Here is a 17,242-nt window from a genome sequence, read left to right as displayed (position 1 = left end):
CCGTTCAATTACCGAAAGAGAAGATACAGCAGTTTTTCTTAGATACCTCCGTATCTTCTCCCGCGGCGCTGATATTCGGCAATTGCTTGCAAAAATAATGATTCTGTGAATTCTGGCCAGTAAGCCTCCGTAAACCAAAGCTCCGAATACGCCAATTGCCAAAGAAGAAAGTTACTGAGTCTTAGCTCGCCACTTGTGCGAATTAACAAATCGGGATCAGGTAAATCAGAAGTCAGCATATAGGAAGAGAATCGAGTTTCATCCAAATCCTCTATTAGCAGCCTGCCGCTTTGAACATCACGGATCATATCTTGCACACCAGCAATCATTTCTTTACGCCCACCGTAGTTTAAAGCAAAGTTCAGAATGAGTCCTGTGTTATCCTTTGTCCTTTCGATAGCTCCTTCAATCGCTTTGAGCGTATAGTCAGGCAGGCCTTCTTTCCAACCAGTCATCCGGATACGGACATTATTCTCGATCAGTTCTTCAATTTCTAAAGGAAAAAACTCTTGGGGAAGTTTCATCAAAAATTCCACTTCTTCCTTCGGTCTTTTCCAATTTTCAGTTGAAAAAGCATACATCGTCAAAACTTTGACACCAATGTCATTAGCAGCCATTGTAATTTTTTTGACGTTTTTCATACCAGAATGATGTCCAGCTACACGAGGTAAACCTCTTTGCTTTGCCCAACGGCCATTTCCGTCCATAATAATTGCGACATGTGCAGGCACCTTATCTAATTCGATTTCTGGTACAGCTGTAGAAGCAGGTTTATCGTTCATTCCTAACCATTTCTTAAATAGCTTGAGCACAATTGTTCCTCCCAACTAGGGAAAGATGAAAAACCCCCAGCGAATACCCGGGGGCATATCTATCTTATACTTCCATGATTTCTTTTTCTTTAGCAGCCAAAACTTTCTCAACTTCAGCCACAAATTTATCTGTAAACTTCTGGATATCTTCTTGATGTTTACGGGATTCGTCTTCTGAAATACCCGCTTTTTCTAACTTTTTGATCTCATCGTTAGCATCACGACGGATATTACGAATAGCAATTTTTGCTTCTTCGCCAAATTTCTTCGTCATTTTAACGAGATCACCACGGCGTTCTTCTGTTAATGCCGGAATGACAATTCTTATAACCAAGCCATCGTTTGATGGTGTCAGCCCTAAGTCAGACTTCATAATCGCTTTCTCAATCGCAGTCATGGAGCTTTTGTCCCATGGCTGAATGAGTAATGTACGTGAGTCAGGTGTTGTTAAATTCGCAAGTTGATTCACAGGTGTCATCGCTCCGTAGTATTCCACTTGGATGCGATCTAATAGAGATGGCGTAGCACGGCCTGCACGAAGAGAAGTTAAGTCTCTTCTAAGGGCTCCAATTGCTTTGTCCATCCGATCTTCTGCATTTTTTTTCACTGATTGTGGCATGGTTTAGACACTCCCTTTAACTGTAGTCCCAATTTTCTCGCCAAGGACAACTCGTTTGATATTCCCTTTTTCTGTAATTGAAAACACCACCAATGGGATGTTGTTATCCATACAAAGGGAAGAAGCGGTGGAGTCCATGACACCTAGATTATTACTGATGACTTCCATATAGGTTAACGTCTCGAATTTCTTAGCTGTTGAATCTTTGAATGGATCTGCTGAATAGACGCCATCCACTTTATTTTTGGCCATTAAAATAACTTCAGCTTCAATTTCAGCTGCTCTTAAAGCTGCCGTCGTATCCGTTGAGAAGTAAGGATTCCCAGTGCCTGCCGCGAAAATAACAACTCTACCTTTTTCAAGGTGGCGCATTGCTCTTCTACGGATATAAGGTTCAGCCACTTGCTGCATCGTGATAGAAGATTGAACTCTCGTTGGCACATCGATGTTCTCCAGTGCATCCTGTAAAGCAAGAGAATTCATGACAGTCGCGAGCATTCCCATGTAATCTGCTGTCGCACGATCCATGCCTTTCTCGCTACCTGCAATCCCGCGCCAAATGTTTCCGCCACCCACTACGATGGCTACTTCCACGTTTAATTCCACAACGTCTTTTACCTGTTGGGCTATGGAGGTAATGACTTCCGAATCAATGCCGTAGCCTTGTTGTCCTGCCAAAGCTTCGCCGCTCAATTTTAGCACTACTCTTTTATAAAAAGGTTGACCCAACTTGTAAAACCTCCGTTTCAATGCGTAAACAAAAATCTCTTATTGGCTAAAAAAGAAGGAACACCAAGTGTTCCATCTTTTTTAAATGCCTATTATTGTTTAACTTGGGACATAACTTCTTCCGCAAAGTTTTCTTGTTTTTTCTCAAGACCTTCACCCAAGCCAAAACGTACGAAACGACGAATCGAGATGTTCTCGCCGATTGCTGCAATTTTTTCATTCAACAATTGGTCGATTGTTTTGTCTGGGTCTTTAACGAATTGTTGTTCCATCAAGCAGAACTCTTCGTAGTATTTACCAATGCGGCCTTCAACCATTTTATCAATGATTTTCTCTGGCTTGCCTTCATTCAGAGCTTGGTTACGAAGAATTTCTTTTTCTTTCTCCAAAGCTTCTGTTGGCACTTCTTCACGACGTACATAAGTCGGGTTAGCCGCTGCGATGTGCATTGCGATGTCTCTGCAGAAAGTTCTGAATTGCTCTGTTTTACCAACGAAGTCAGTTTCACAGTTGATCTCAACAAGTACGCCTACTTTACCGCCAGCGTGAATATAAGATTCAACTGCACCTTCTGTTGCAATACGGCCTGCTTTGTTAGCTGCAGCAGAAAGACCTTTTTCACGAAGCAATTCGCCTGCTTTGGTGATATCACCATTTGCTTCTTCAAGTGCTTTCTTGCAATCTAACATCCCTGCGCCTGTTTTTTCACGTAATTCTTTCACTTGTGCTGCTGTAACTGCCATAGAAAGAAACCTCCCGTTTGTTGTTTTTATATGTAACACCCATTGATTCTTTAAAAAAAGGGTGGTGACAGGCTGTTACACCTTCCAACCACCCTTTTCACATTCCTATAGATTAAGCTGTTGTTTGTTCGCCTTGGTGTGCTTCGATAACTGCATCAGCAATTTTAGCTGTTAACAATTTAACTGCACGGATCGCATCATCGTTTCCTGGAATCACGTAATCAATTTCATCCGGATCACAGTTTGTATCAACGATACCAACGATTGGGATACCCAATTTGCGAGCTTCTGCAACAGCAATACGCTCTTTGCGTGGGTCGATAATGAAAAGTGCGCTAGGCAAACCTTTCATGTTCTTGATTCCGCCCAAGAATTTCTCAAGACGATCTTTCTCTTTACGGAGAATGATAACTTCTTTCTTAGGAAGAACTTCGAATGTACCGTCCTCTTCCCATCTTTCAAGTGTTTTCAAACGGTCAATACGCTTTTGAATGGTTTGGAAGTTAGTTAATGTACCACCCAACCAACGTTGGTTGATGAAGTACATGCCGCAACGTTCTGCTTCTTCAGCTACGGAATCTTGCGCTTGTTTTTTCGTTCCTACGAAAAGAATCGTACCATTATCTTCAGAAACGGATTTAACAAAGTTGTAAGCTTCCTCAACTTTTTTAACCGTTTTTTGTAGATCGATAATGTAAATACCGTTTCTTTCTGTAAAGATGTATTTGTCCATTTTCGGGTTCCAACGACGTGTTTGGTGACCGAAATGTACGCCAGCTTCTAAAAGCTGTTTCATGGAGATAACTGCCATCCCCAATCCCTCCTCTAAAATGGTTTATTTGGTATCCGCCGCCTGTCGCATCTTTGCATAAAACCTACCGAAGTAAGCACCATTATGCAAATTGACGGGCGTGAGTTTTTAACACCGTGAATAAATATACCATAACTCAAATCCCTATGCAACCTTTTGTCATGATAGTCATTTTACCCTACAAATGGGATGTATATGTAAAGAAAAAAACAAAAACAGACCTAAAAATAAAGATCTATTTAGAGGTCTATCTATTGAACTGTCATTAAATTGGTAACGACTTTCTGTACATCCATAGCGCCATCGAATACATGGAAGCCAATTTGAATTCTGGTGTTACCGCCTTGTTTTTCTAGTTCAGTAACGAAAGCTTTACGATCTGTAATAATACCTGACTTTACAAGAAGTTCGCTAACAGCCGTTGCGTCAAGATTAGGCTGCACATAAATAATTATTTTATGACTGCCTTCAGGTGTGTTAGCTTTAAACTGATCCTGTGGTTTAGCCGCTGCTAACTTGTCCGTTTCTTCTTTAAGTCTTTTTTGTACAGCTGCATCCAACTCGGTTTGCGTATATACTTTCATATTCTTATCGAATACTTGATAATATTTCGATGTTTCATCCTTCAACTTCTGAGGATCCATTTCATCCATCGCAATGCTGGATTGACTCGGTGCACTACCACGAACAGACATGATTTGCAGCAGCAAAGCCCCTACAATAATACCTGTCCCTATTCCATATATGTATGACCGATTTTTAAACACGGGCCCGCTCCTCCTGTCTCGAAAGCTGCAGGATCAGACTGACCTCGCCTTTATTCATACCGAGTTTCTTAGCTATGGCTTCAACGCCTTTTCCTTGGTCATGCAAAGAAAATAGCTCTGTATATCTGCTCTTCATGCTCAATCCCGCAAAAATTGGCTCTTGTACTACCGATTCATTAACAGACGATACCGCATCGTTAGAAGAGACGAATTGTGCCGAATTTTCGAGATTAGATGCAGAAGTCATTTCGAGGATTTCAGCTTGCTGATTATCAGATCTTTGATTCATTTGTTGATTTACATGCACTTTCGTTAATTCTTGCGACAGGTCTTGCTTTTGCTTCTCTAATGTTTCCAGCCTGCCTGCCAGCTTCGCTAGCTCTACTTCGTAATCTTGTTTTGTTTTCGAAAATAGATTGAGCAGCGACTGATTTTGTTCATCCATCTCAGCTGCGAAGTGCTCGATCGTTTCCTCGATCTCTTGAACTACATTTATTTTAGTGGATGACGCTGCTTGATCCTTAGGGAGGAATCGCGCATATACAATTAAGACTAGACCGAGAAGTACGACATACAACCACGGCTGCATAGTCATTGGGTTCACCTTTTTCTTTAATTGAGATACTAGTTATAAGGATAAATCGATATGATGCCCTTTATAAGGATGATCAGGTTGATGATTAGGTTCAGAGGAAGCAGAGACTGACTTGTGTTTATTCTTGCTATTATCCTTGGTCGTCTGTTGCTTCTGCCCGTCATGATCTTTAAGATCCGCACGTACGCTCTCTTCAAGTTTGCTGCTACGGTGACGATCCTTCTCCGTAGATTGAGCCGCTTGATTCTCTAGGATCGTTTCGTCCTGACGCGGTTTTTGCATAAGCTGATTTTGCCGAATGCCCGCTTCATCGTTTTTGTGTACGGCGAATTGTAAATCGATGGCTTTAAAACTCATCGCTTACCCTCTCCTTTACTCACACATAAGCGCTCATAGAAATATCACCATCACTTAAATGGAACGTCATACGGTTTGTTGGATCTTTTATATATTTGGTATACCGGCCAATAACAATCTTCGTGCCCCCATAAATGGTGGATAAGATTTCTACTTTCGCTTTATCGGAGTCTTCTAACGATTTCTCTATTTCGAGAATACGTTCCTTGATCGTATTTTGCTCTTCTATCGCTTGTTTTTTCGTATGATTTAACTTGACTCGCATTGCTACTTTATCCGGTCCTAGTTGACCCGCTGCGGCTAATTGGTCTAACAGAGTAAGCGCTTTCTCCGTTTTATCCATATTTTCTATGTATACCTTCAGTTGGTTACGGAGATTGAGCATCTCATTACGGAGCTCTGGCAGAACGCCAACTTCTACAACTGTAGTCGTCGACATTGAATTCCCAATTGTCCTCGCAGTTACTCGCTCGCCTGCTTGTATTGTGCCCCCAACAATGAGTCCTTTGGAGCCAATACAGTTTACTGCCTTGCCTGCTCTGATTGTTGAATGCATGATACTTTGAGAGACCTTTAATTCTCCCGCAACTTCAACAGTTGCATCCTGAATGAAGGAACTTTTCACATTCTTACCAGCTTTAACATAGGCTTTATTTTGGCCCACAATACCTGCACTAATATCAATAGAACCTTCCGCTTCAAGCTCTGCGGCTTCAACACCGCCAGTGACACGAATATCTCCCGCAGCACGAATTTTAAAGCCAGGTAGTACATTCCCACGAACAACAACCGTACCGACAAAATCAATATTCCCAATATTATAATCAACATTTCCATTCACTTCATATACGGGAAACACATTAATCTTATCTCGATCCGTCCTTACAACCATACCGTCAATTAATGAATAAAGTCCCATTTGCTCGGCGTCCGTAATCACATTCTTACCTAATTTAAATCTAGCCTCTTTGCCCGCCTTGGTAAAAAGGGTTTCGCCTGTTACCGCTCGTCCTGGTGAGCCTTCTGTGGCCAGAAATCGCTGTCCAATTGGCTGCCCTTTTCTAACATTATGGAGAGAAACAACTTCTTTATAGTTTACCCTGCCGTCATCCAGTTCAAGTGGTTTTTTATCTTCTTCATCAAAATCAAAAATAAATTTAATATAGCCGTTCTGACCTTCTTCTGGCTTTGTACCCGAAGCAATCATAACTTTTTGATGATAAAAGGGCTGCGGATTTGCTGCAATTTGAGCAAGTAAAGGTCGGTTTAAACCGTGAACAATACGATTCGTTTGAATGATGTCTTCCAGTTGACCTGCGGTTACTTTAAAGTTGTCGTCAACATTGTTAATTAACAAGTAAGCTGATAATTTGTCATCTGATATGGAAATACTGATATAATAATCCAAAGGCATGTTCCTCTCAATCATGGACATACCACCTTTCATTTCTAACTAATTTAGGTTATGTATCTTGAAAAAGTTGATTTTTAAAACGTCCAAGTACCCCTTTTAATCGAAGAATGGCTTTGGAATGTAATTGTGAAATACGTGAGGGAGATAAGCACATCACCTCAGCAATTTCGCTTAAAGAGAGCTCTTCGAAATAAAATAACGATACAACTGTTCTCTCTTTCTCCGTTAACCGTTCGATTGCCTTTGCCAATGACTCCTTTAGAAAAAACTCATTAACTTGATACTCCGGGTTTCTGGCCTTCTCGTCAACAAGTAAAGAAAGACGCGTTTCAGATTCTTCCTCTCGAATAGGATCATCGATTGAACAAACGGTTGTAATCGAAATATCCTGAAGTATCTGCTGAAAATCTTGCTCACTAACTTGTAAATAGCTACTAATCTCGGCATCCGTAACGGAGCGTAGATACTGTTGTTCGAGCTTCTGGTAGGCGTCCTCAACCTTTTTGGCCTTTTCTCTCACAGAGCGAGGCACCCAATCTCCTTGCCTAAGTCCATCAATGATAGACCCACGGATTCTCCATGAAGCATACGTTTCGAATTGTAGGCCGCGTGCATAATCAAATTTTTCGACAGCATCAATAAGGCCCATCACACCGAAGCTTGATAGATCCTCTTTCGAAACACTTTTTGGAAGACCAATGGCAAGTCGTCCGGAAACATAATCTACTAAAGGCAAATAGCACTCAATAAGCTCTTGCTTAGCGGGTACCCAGCCATGCTCCTTCCACTGTTTCCATAACTCGATATTGGCTAGTTGTGATTGCTTCTGTTCGATCATGTATTATGTTTCACCATCCTTAGTCTTCAGACATTCGCCTTAAGGCACCCGCCAGTTGTTCAGGGTCCAAATTATTCTTGGTGACTAGCTTAGGTGGATTCAGTGGTGAAAATTGCATTTCAATAGATGGTGAAGAGTTTTTACTGCCCATATTAGCCTTCATTAACTCACGCGTTTCCTCATCTTCATCTGGTGTCGTAAAATCCAGAGATTGACCAACAGTCGATTCCGAAGTGAGATTCACGTGAGATGAACTACCCGCTGCATGTTCAGCTCCAATCATTATACCCAACACCCATCTAAAGCCAAATGTCAGAACGAATAAAATAAGAAAGCTGTATACACTCTTAAGACAGGTGGACAGAACTACATTATTGCCAATCGATAAGGCAAATGTTAATAAGCCAGCCACTGATGCTACGAAGACATTAATTCGAATGGTTCCAATCATCATTAAATTTCCTTCACTCCTAATTGGACACTTCGAATAACCAGAACCCCGGTCTCCGTATGAAATTCTATTGTTCGACCGTAATTAGCTCCGGTATCCTCAGCTCGAATCGGAATTCCATATTTATTCAACATTTCTTTACAAGATTCTACATTTCTTGGACCAATTCTCATCGTATCATTATTTCCAGCAAATGCAAACATTTGAGCACCGCCAGACAGTTTAGCTTCTAACTTGTTTACAGTAGCTCCGAGTTTTTCCATTCTTGAGATTAACTCAGGAATAGCCGTATCCGCATATTTAGCAATGTTCAGCGATCCCTCACGAGCAATCTCTGATGATGGCAGCATAACATGAGCCATCCCCGCCACTTTAACGCGGCTATCATACAAGGTGACACCCACGCACGAACCCAGTCCTGTCGTCTTCAATACACCCGTTAGGTGAGCAACATTCAGGTCAGCCATTCCTACTTTAATCAAATTATCCTGCGTCATGAAGACTCTACTCCTAATGCCGAAAATATTTTGCCAAACGATTCCGGATCAGGAATTAGGAAGAAATGTCCTTGTACTTCATTATCCCCCTCTAAAAACTTGGTATCAATGAGAAGTGCTTGATCACCCATTTGACCAAATTGCAATAATCCATAGCTTAAAATGGCACCAGCCATATCAATCGCTAACGCTGGGACAGTAGGCTGCATGTTTAAATTCGTGAAATCAGCCAGAGAGGATAAATAAGAACCGGCAAGAATATTGCCTATTTCATTCAAAGCAGATAATTCTAGCTCTGAATACTCTTCTTGATATTCAATATTCAATCCAATCAGATCTCTCAGCATATTTTTGGCGGCATCTAAGTTTAGGATAAAAAACATATTTCCAGGAGCGTCTCCATCCACTCGTAAGAAGATCGCTAGAACAACTGTCTCCACGCCGCCAACACTTTCGCAAATTTCTTCGAAAGGAAGCATTCGTACCTTGGGAACGAGCATATCAATCGGCTTATCTAGCAAAGTAGAAAGGGCAGTTGCTGCATGACCCGCACCTATGTTACCCACTTCTTTGAGAACATCCATTTGAAATTCTGCTAATTGACTAAATACTTCCACAAGCTATTCCTCTAAACTTTCTAACTGTTGAATTTCATTGCGATCCAAGACTTGCTCCAAATTAAGCAGGACAAGCAATCTTTGTTCGCCAACGCGTGCAATCCCATCGAGATACTTCGCTTTGATACCGCCCACAATTTCCGGTGGGTTATCAATATTGTCTGTATCCAAGTCGATAACATCATTCGCTGAATCTACAATTAATCCAACTTCAAAGTCCCCAGCAGACACGATGATAATACGCGTAGTATCTGTAGTGGCTTGCTCTTCAAGTCCGAATCTAGAACGAAGATCAATAATAGGAATAACTACACCGCGAAGATTGATAACACCCTTAATAAATTTTGGTGCTTTCGGTACACGCGTCATTGGCTGCATTCTTTCGATCGTTCTAACTTTTTCAACTTCCACGCCGTACTCTTCCGTTCCAAGTGCGAAGACGATTACCTTTTTTTCTTCTCCCATTGTGAAATCCTCCTTAGAATTATGTGGTTATTTAATTAATGCATTTGGATCTATGATCAAAGCGACTTGTCCATCCCCTAAAATCGTTGCGCCTGAAACTGCAAATAAACCGGATAAATACTTCCCTAATGTTTTGAGAACAATTTCTTGCTGACCGATAAATTCGTCTACCATCAAGGCAACTTGTTTATCCCCTTTACGCACAACAACAATTTCGGTTTCTTCTTCAAGGTCCTCATTGAAATCAGGAACATTGAACAACGTGCTGAGTGATACAAGAGGGATAATGGAATTGCGGTAATCCACCATTTTGTTACCATGAATGCTGCGAATCTGATTCCTCTGGATAGCTGATGTTTCAACAATCGATGATAACGGTATCGCATATTTCTCACTACCAAGACGCACAAGCATAGCAGATATAATAGACAGGGTCAGTGGAAGTTGAACTGAGAATTTACTTCCCAGACCAGGCTTAGAATCAACTTGAACATGTCCACCCAGCATTTGAATCTTCGTCTTCACAACGTCAAGTCCAACACCGCGTCCTGAAATATCTGAAATTTTCTCTGCAGTACTAAACCCAGATGCGAAAAGTAAGTTGTATACTTCCAAATCCGTTAACTTCGCTGCTTGCTCTGCTGTTACAAGACCATTCTTAAGTGCGGTCTTCAATACCTTTTCTCTATAAATCCCTCTACCGTCTTCTTCAATTTCTATGAAGACATGATTTCCGCTATGGAAAGCGCGAAGCTGAATGGTACCTTGCTCACTTTTACCTGCAGCCAACCGATCGCTGATCGACTCAATTCCGTGATCCACAGCATTACGAAGTAAATGTACTAGCGGGTCGCCGATTTCATCAATAACGGTACGATCTAATTCTGTCTCTGCACCTGTGATGACCAAATCTACTTTTTTATCAAGAGATTTAGCCAAATCTCTAATCATCCGCGGGAAGCGATTGAAAACAGAATCCACGGGCACCATGCGAAGCTTCAAGACAATATTTTGTAAATCACTGCTGACCCTAGACATATGTTCAACGGTTTCTGTTAGATCATTGCGTTTAACCTCACTAGCTAGTTGTTCTAAGCGAACACGATCTATTAAAAGTTCACTGAACAGATTCATAAGCGCGTCTAAGCGTTCAATATCGACACGAATCGTACGACTTGCCACTGGAGCCCCACCTGCAGCTGGTTTAACTGAAGCAGCAACAGGCTCCGCTTTCGCTACTTCAACTGCAACCGGTACCGTTACTGCAGCAAAAGCAGCGACTATTTCTTGTCTAGCAATTTCAACTTCATTTCTAGGACGGGATAATTCGGCAAGTGATTCTGTATCAACTGTAATAATCACTGCAGAATGAATTTCGGAAACATTTAGGATCTCTTTTTCAAGCGTGGCTTGATCAACCTTAGAAATAAAATATAGGGAGAAGGAACGATCAAATTTTTCTTGCTCGATTTCTTGAACAGTTGGCGTCGCTTTCACGATTTCACCCATTCTCTCCAATGCATCGAATACCATGTAGGCGCGAGCGGCTTTCAATACACAGTTCTCATTCACGCTTACTTCAACATAGAAAACAAGGAAGCCCGAATCAATCGATTGTTGAAGAATGGAAAATTGAAACTCATCAACTTCAATACCTTTTGCTGGTTCTTTCACATCCGTCACTACCGGAGCATGTGCAGTTTTATAGTCACCTGTCACAATGGAACGTAGAGCAATAACAATCGGTGTTACATCTGCTTTCCCAGTACCGCCTTGAATAATATCTTCGACCATGGATTCCAACGAATCGAGACTTTTGAAAATACAGTCAAATATGAATGGATTCATTTCAACTTTACTGTTACGTACTAAGTCAAGCACATTTTCCATCTCATGTGTTAGGGCAGCGATATCCTCAAAGCCCATTGTTGCGGACATCCCTTTCAAAGTATGAGCAGAACGGAAAATGTTATGAACAATACTAATATCCTGAGGGCTGCTTTCTAAACTTAGTAAGTTCTCATTCAAAGATTGTAAATGCTCTTTCGATTCATCGATAAACATGGATAAATATTGACTAAGTTCCAAAACCACACACCTCCATTAGAATCATTATGCAACCTGCTTGCTATGGTTCATTAATTTAGTACACATTGAGCTAGCCGAACAGCGATATCCTGCTGAGGCAGCACGTGCATCGCAGCTTGAATCTCTACAGCAGCCCTAGGCATACCATATACGACACAAGTTTCTTCAGACTCGGCAATGGTTGTCGCTACGCCGGATTGCTTCAAGGAAAGCATACCTTTGGCTCCATCGCTACCCATACCTGTCATCAGGACGATGTGCCGCTTCAACTCACTCATACCAAGCAAGGACTCAAACATGACATCCACCGAGGGGCGGTGGCCAGAACGAGGATCTTCTTTGGTCAATCGAATTTTGTACGTTTTGTGATCTTTGTAGACAATCATATGCCATCCTCCCGGCGCTACATAAGCAGTTGCCGTTTGGAGCACATCTCCCTCCGCTGCTTCAACGACTTGGATCTGAGAGATATCATTCAGACGCTGAGCTAATGATTTAGTGAAATTAGGCGGCATATGTTGAACAATTAAGATAGGAGCAGGAAAACCTGCGGGGATATTAGAGATCACCTGATGTAAGGCACGAGGTCCTCCAGTTGAGGTCCCTATGGCTACTAGATGATCGAAATGCGTAGAACCAGGAATTGCAGCTAGCTTAGTATCCGGTGGTTTCATCATACCCACTTTACTTTTGGTTAGTGTTGTCTGATTAACCCACGTAGACAAAGGCTGCTGCTGAAAAGGCAGAAAAGGCCTCAGCTTCGTTCGAACTGCCATATGCAGCTTTTCGTGAAGCAGCTGTTTTACTTTATATAAGTCCAAGGATATCGAGCCTGATGGCTTTCGAATAAAGTCGACAGCGCCCCATTCGAGCGCTTTAATCGTTTCAGACGCCCCTTCCTGGGTTAAGGAACTTAGCATAATGACAGGCGTAGGTTGCTCTGCCATAATGCGCTGAAGAGCATCCAAACCATTCATCACTGGCATTTCTATATCCATCGTGACGGCATCGGGACTTAAGAGCTTTACTTGTTCAATGGCTTCTTGACCATTTTTTGCAGTTCCTATGACTTTGTACTGAGGATTTTCAGAAATCAGATCGCTTATTATTTTTCGCATAAAGACGGAGTCGTCTACGACAAGAATGTTAAAAGGTGCCATGCTGTTTCCCTCCCTTCATGTGCTTATTCGACATGATTTGCAAAATTCCTATTTCAAAAGACTCATCATTTTATTTAGAAATCCCTTAACACCGGAAGTTGGTATATCGATGACGCGATAACCTTTGATATAATTGTCTACTAATATTTGAAGACTTCTTGCAGCGGCCGAATTAGGAAAAGCAACTGTAAAAGGGATTTGCTTTTTTACTGCTTTAGAAACAGAAACATCATCGTCAACAAAACCGAGAGTAGGTATTTGGATATCTAGAAATTGTTTAGCTACTAAAGAGATTTTATCTGCTGTATGCTTACCTTCCTTCAAATCCGTTACTCGATTAATAACTAATTTAAAAGAAACGTCATGTCCCATGGAGTTAACCATTTTGATTATGGCATAAGCGTCAGTTATGGAAGTAGGTTCAGGTGTTGTAACAACAAACGTCTCTTCAGCGGCAAGTATGAATTTCAAGGTTTCTTTGGACAATCCCGCACCTGTGTCAAAAATGATGAAATCAACGTACCCATTGAGCTGCATGACTTGTTCGGCAAAGTAATCAAGTTCTTCATCTGTTAAGCGAAGTAAGTCGTTAAATCCCGATCCGCCCGCAATAAAATCCAAATTATTATAACCTTTCTGGATAATTTCCCAGATCGTTTTTTCCTTTTTCAACAAGTGATACAAATTGTATTTGGAGGAAACACCCATAAGAACATCAATGTTGGCAAGCCCAATATCAGCATCAAAGACAAGAACCTTATAACCTTGGGACTGAAGCGTTAAAGCAAAGTTCAGTGTAAAATTAGATTTTCCTACGCCGCCCTTTCCGCTAGTCACGGTAATAATCCTGGTTGCTTTTGTACCTTTGTCATTCTGAATCTGTACCAGGTTCCGCAACCCTTCTGCTTGATCCTTCATGCTCTAGGTTCCTCCAATAACAAATCGATGATTTGCCACTCATTCATTTCCGTAATATCATCTGGTACACTTTGACCATTCGTAACATACGAAAGCTGCAGAGAGAACTCGTAAACAACATTAACAATCGCACCGTAGGAATCCGTTTCATCCATTTTGGTGAATATTACTTTGTCCAGCTTGAACTTATTAAAATTGTTCGTTATGGCTCTCATGTCTCGATATTTCGTTGTTAAGCTAAGAACCAAAATGGTCTCGCTATTACCTTGAGTCTTAAGCAAAGAGTTAAGTTCCGAGACATACATTTCATTTCGGAAATTACGACCAGCCGTATCCATGAAAATAACGTCACATTCTGCCAAATTATGAAACGCTTTTGCTAAATCTTGCGGGGAGAACACAACTTCAAGCGGAACATTTAAAATAGTTGCATATGTTTTTAATTGCTCAATTGCTGCGATCCGGTAGGTGTCAGAGGTAATAAAACCAACTTTTCGTTGATATTTCAACACTTGCTCAGCAGCCAGCTTCGCAATAGTTGTCGTTTTTCCAACTCCAGTTGGTCCTACGAAATGAACGACACGAGTACTCGGTGAAATTTGTTTACTCTTATCAGACTGAAATATCTGTCCAAGCTTGGATCTCACAACTTGAAGTGCTGTCTCATCCGTCACAGGTTCATCTGCCAGCTGAAAATCGGTTATAACTTCCTCAATAATTTGACGAACTAGCTTAGGATCAACTTCTTGGTCATATAATCGTTGTTCAATTTTCTGTAAGGGTTCAGGCAGCTTTGACTCATCAGATGCTTGAGTAAGCTTTCTCATCATTTCCTTCATTTGTTTGAGCTCCTCCATGAGGTGCTCATCTTTTTGAATGGATCTATTTGGTGCATTCACGGATACAGGTGTATAGGACTGTTGTGGTTTATAACTCGGTTGTGCCTCTACGCTTGCGGTAACGGTAATTGGTTCCTTCGCAGCTGAAACTGCGGCAAACACATCCGGGACTTCTGGAAAATCCGACAAATGTGTTTGAGGTCTTGCAGGTGGCTGACTTATCACAGACTGTACTCTCTGTTGTTGAGGCTGAGGTGCCAACCGTTGGACTGCTGAGCTTGAATTCGAGTTAGCTGTATCAATTGCAGCAATAACTTCAATCTTTTTCCTACCGAATAAGCCAAGAAACCCGCCTGTACGAATTTCTTTGGTATTCAGGATTACCGCGTCCTTGCCTAAATCCGTACGAATTTTTTGCAATGCGTCAGGCATGGAATCGACAACATATCTTTTCACTCTCATAAATTGACTACCCCCATGCTCTGAATTTCTACGCTAGGCTCTAATTCGCTATAAGATAATACATGTATATCTTGCAGAGTTCTTTCAAGCAGTTGTCTTAAATACATCCGAATCGTAGGTGATGTTAAAATAACAGGTTGTTGTCCAGATTGAATCAATTTGGAAACTTGTTCACTTACGCGATGATAAATAATTTGTGAAGATGATGGGTCAAGTGCCAAGTAACTTCCTTGATCGGATTGCTGCACAGAATCGGCAATTTTCTTCTCCACAGAAGGACCTACCGTAATGACTTTCAATGAATCACCTAAGGAAGTAAACTGCTGAGTAATTTGTCTGGACAATGATTGTCTCACATACTCAGTCAAGATTTCAGGATCCTTTGTATAAGAGCCATAATCGGCAAGAGTTTCTAAAATCGTTACCAAGTCACGTACGGAAATTTTCTCGCGCAGTAACTTAGACAATACCTTCTGAATGTCCCCAATCGACAACACGGAAGGTATAAGATCATCCACAAGCGCCGGATAAGATTCGCGGACATTTTCAATGAGTGCTTTCGTTTCTTGGCGACCAAGAAGTTCGTGGGTATGTTTCTTAATAATCTCAGTTAAATGTGTTGCCACGACAGATGGAGGATCAACGACTGTATAGCCAGATAGCTCTGCTCTTTCTTTGGTCACTTCATCAATCCAGATAGCAGGCAATCCAAACGCAGGTTCAGTTGTTTCAATGCCTGCAATCGAATCATCATCAATACCAGGGCTCATGGCTAAATAGTGATTAAGAAGTAGTTCTCCTCGTGCAACCGTATTGCCTTTAATTTTGATGATATACTCATTTGGACGTAGTTGAATATTATCGCGGATACGAATGACAGGCACGACAACCCCAAGTTCAAGAGCACATTGTCGACGAATCAAAATAATACGATCGAGTAAATCTCCGCCTTGTTGGGTATCGGCTAAAGGTATTAAACCATAACCAAACTCGAATTCAATAGGATCCACTTGTAACAACGAAATAACACTTTCTGGACTGCGTACTTCTTCGATTTGCTGCTCCTCCACCAGTTGTTCTTCTTTAATAGCTTCCCGCTCCAAATTCTTTTGCATTTTGTACGCTGCGAAAACTAACAATCCGGCAATCGGAAAAGTAGTGAACCAATGAATTGGAGTGAAAATGCCAAGCATCACAAGGGTACCAGCAACAATATATAGAAGCTTTGGCTGTGCTGTTAACTGTTTGGTGATATCGTGGCCTAAATTACCTTCCGATGATGCGCGTGTTACGATAATGCCGGCAGCTGTTGAAATTAAAAGAGCTGGGATTTGACTGACGAGTCCATCACCGACTGTTAATATTGAGTATTTTGCTAATGCCTCACTGAAGGAATCCCCCTTCAACGTCATCCCAATAATGAAGCCACCAATTAAATTGATAATGAGAATGACGATACCTGCAATGGCATCCCCTTTTACGAATTTACTCGCACCATCCATGGCACCATAGAAATCAGCTTCACGTTCAATCTTCTGTCTGCGTTCTCGAGCTTGCACTTCGTTAATTAATCCTGCATTTAAATCAGCATCAATACTCATTTGTTTACCCGGCATCGCATCGAGTGTAAATCTCGCTGCGACCTCGGCAACACGCTCAGAACCTTTGGTAATTACAATGAATTGTACTAAGACCAAGATGAGAAAGACAACGAACCCTACAATAATAGCCTCTTTAGAGGTACCACCTGCCACAAAAGACCCAAAAGTTCTAACGACGTTTCCTGCTTCTCCATGCGACAAAATGTTCCGAGTTGTAGAAACGTTTAACGCTAACCGGAACAAAGTCGTAATTAGCAGCAAAGAAGGAAAGATCGAAAACTGAAGAGCTTCTTTTGTATTCATCGCTACCAAAATAATCATTAAAGCAATGGATATATTAATAATTAATAAAAAATCTAGTAAAGGGATTGGAACCGGTACAATCATCATTAATACAATACCGATAATGCCAACCAGAACTAATAAATCCTTGATTTTCATCAGATTGTACCTCCCTTC

At 41.3% G+C, this 17,242-nt stretch carries 19 protein-coding genes; all 19 read right to left on the bottom strand.

Features of this window, described 5'->3' with window-relative positions; translation table 11 throughout:
• Positions 1 to 38: 38 nt before the first annotated feature.
• The 19 genes from BLT91_RS03525 to flhA all read right to left on the bottom strand — a co-directional run bounded on the left by BLT91_RS03525 (position 39) and on the right by flhA (position 17,224).
• Positions 39 to 782: an isoprenyl transferase gene (locus BLT91_RS03525; RefSeq protein WP_090817253.1), complete on the bottom strand. Its 744-nt coding sequence runs from the start codon at positions 780 to 782 to the stop codon at positions 39 to 41.
• Between the two features lie 94 nt (positions 783 to 876).
• Entirely contained in the window at positions 877 to 1,431 is a 555-nt protein-coding gene (gene frr, locus BLT91_RS03520; protein WP_090816601.1) for a ribosome recycling factor, read from the bottom strand.
• A gap of 3 nt (positions 1,432 to 1,434) precedes the next feature.
• Positions 1,435 to 2,160, bottom strand: coding sequence for a UMP kinase (gene pyrH, locus BLT91_RS03515; RefSeq protein WP_090816598.1), 726 nt, complete (start codon positions 2,158 to 2,160; stop codon positions 1,435 to 1,437).
• Between the two features lie 92 nt (positions 2,161 to 2,252).
• Complete coding sequence (tsf, locus tag BLT91_RS03510; RefSeq protein ID WP_090816595.1) at positions 2,253 to 2,903, bottom strand: translation elongation factor Ts; 651 nt, start codon at positions 2,901 to 2,903, stop codon at positions 2,253 to 2,255.
• 112 nt (positions 2,904 to 3,015) lie between these two features.
• Positions 3,016 to 3,714 (bottom strand): 30S ribosomal protein S2, encoded by a 699-nt coding sequence (gene rpsB, locus BLT91_RS03505; RefSeq protein WP_029195233.1) that lies wholly within the window; start codon positions 3,712 to 3,714, stop codon positions 3,016 to 3,018.
• Positions 3,715 to 3,965: 251 nt separating this feature from the next.
• Positions 3,966 to 4,481: a hypothetical protein gene (locus BLT91_RS03500; RefSeq protein WP_090816592.1), complete on the bottom strand. Its 516-nt coding sequence runs from the start codon at positions 4,479 to 4,481 to the stop codon at positions 3,966 to 3,968.
• Positions 4,474 to 5,070 (bottom strand): hypothetical protein, encoded by a 597-nt coding sequence (locus tag BLT91_RS03495; RefSeq protein ID WP_090816589.1) that lies wholly within the window; start codon positions 5,068 to 5,070, stop codon positions 4,474 to 4,476. The genes BLT91_RS03500 and BLT91_RS03495 overlap by 8 nt, the downstream gene beginning before the upstream one ends.
• Before the next feature lie 39 nt (positions 5,071 to 5,109).
• On the bottom strand, positions 5,110 to 5,433 hold the full coding sequence (locus tag BLT91_RS03490; protein ID WP_090816586.1) for a hypothetical protein: 324 nt from the start codon (positions 5,431 to 5,433) through the stop codon (positions 5,110 to 5,112).
• A gap of 19 nt (positions 5,434 to 5,452) precedes the next feature.
• Complete coding sequence (locus BLT91_RS03485; protein WP_090816584.1) at positions 5,453 to 6,862, bottom strand: DUF342 domain-containing protein; 1,410 nt, start codon at positions 6,860 to 6,862, stop codon at positions 5,453 to 5,455.
• 34 nt (positions 6,863 to 6,896) lie between these two features.
• Complete coding sequence (locus BLT91_RS03480; RefSeq protein WP_090816582.1) at positions 6,897 to 7,685, bottom strand: FliA/WhiG family RNA polymerase sigma factor; 789 nt, start codon at positions 7,683 to 7,685, stop codon at positions 6,897 to 6,899.
• A gap of 19 nt (positions 7,686 to 7,704) precedes the next feature.
• Positions 7,705 to 8,139 carry a hypothetical protein gene (locus BLT91_RS03475; protein WP_090816580.1) on the bottom strand — a complete coding sequence of 145 codons (435 nt, stop codon included), beginning with the start codon at positions 8,137 to 8,139 and terminating at the stop codon, positions 7,705 to 7,707.
• A complete protein-coding gene (locus tag BLT91_RS03470) occupies positions 8,139 to 8,633 on the bottom strand; it encodes a chemotaxis protein CheD (RefSeq protein ID WP_090816579.1) in 495 nt (164 codons plus the stop codon). Before BLT91_RS03470 ends, BLT91_RS03475 begins: the two co-directional genes overlap by 1 nt.
• Positions 8,630 to 9,250 (bottom strand): chemotaxis protein CheC, encoded by a 621-nt coding sequence (locus tag BLT91_RS03465; RefSeq protein WP_090816577.1) that lies wholly within the window; start codon positions 9,248 to 9,250, stop codon positions 8,630 to 8,632. The genes BLT91_RS03470 and BLT91_RS03465 overlap by 4 nt, the downstream gene beginning before the upstream one ends.
• 3 nt (positions 9,251 to 9,253) lie before the next feature.
• Positions 9,254 to 9,715, bottom strand: coding sequence for a chemotaxis protein CheW (locus BLT91_RS03460; RefSeq protein WP_090816574.1), 462 nt, complete (start codon positions 9,713 to 9,715; stop codon positions 9,254 to 9,256).
• Between the two features lie 27 nt (positions 9,716 to 9,742).
• Positions 9,743 to 11,803: a chemotaxis protein CheA gene (locus tag BLT91_RS03455; protein WP_090816572.1), complete on the bottom strand. Its 2,061-nt coding sequence runs from the start codon at positions 11,801 to 11,803 to the stop codon at positions 9,743 to 9,745.
• 50 nt (positions 11,804 to 11,853) lie between these two features.
• The gene (locus BLT91_RS03450; protein ID WP_090816570.1) at positions 11,854 to 12,963 is read right to left on the bottom strand and encodes a protein-glutamate methylesterase/protein-glutamine glutaminase; all 1,110 of its coding nucleotides are present in this window, start codon (positions 12,961 to 12,963) and stop codon (positions 11,854 to 11,856) included.
• A gap of 48 nt (positions 12,964 to 13,011) precedes the next feature.
• Entirely contained in the window at positions 13,012 to 13,881 is an 870-nt protein-coding gene (locus BLT91_RS03445) for a MinD/ParA family protein (protein WP_090816566.1), read from the bottom strand.
• Positions 13,878 to 15,182 carry a flagellar biosynthesis GTPase FlhF gene (flhF, locus tag BLT91_RS03440; RefSeq protein ID WP_090816564.1) on the bottom strand — a complete coding sequence of 435 codons (1,305 nt, stop codon included), beginning with the start codon at positions 15,180 to 15,182 and terminating at the stop codon, positions 13,878 to 13,880. Before flhF ends, BLT91_RS03445 begins: the two co-directional genes overlap by 4 nt.
• A complete protein-coding gene (flhA, locus tag BLT91_RS03435) occupies positions 15,179 to 17,224 on the bottom strand; it encodes a flagellar biosynthesis protein FlhA (RefSeq protein ID WP_090816562.1) in 2,046 nt (681 codons plus the stop codon). Before flhA ends, flhF begins: the two co-directional genes overlap by 4 nt.
• Between the last annotated feature and the right edge of the window lie 18 nt (positions 17,225 to 17,242).

Source organism: Paenibacillus sp. yr247, from assembly GCF_900103825.1.
GTDB lineage: Bacteria > Bacillota > Bacilli > Paenibacillales > NBRC-103111 > Paenibacillus_E.
The sequence above is the reverse complement of the archived record's forward strand: the minus strand, read 5'-3'. Positions and strand labels throughout refer to the sequence as shown.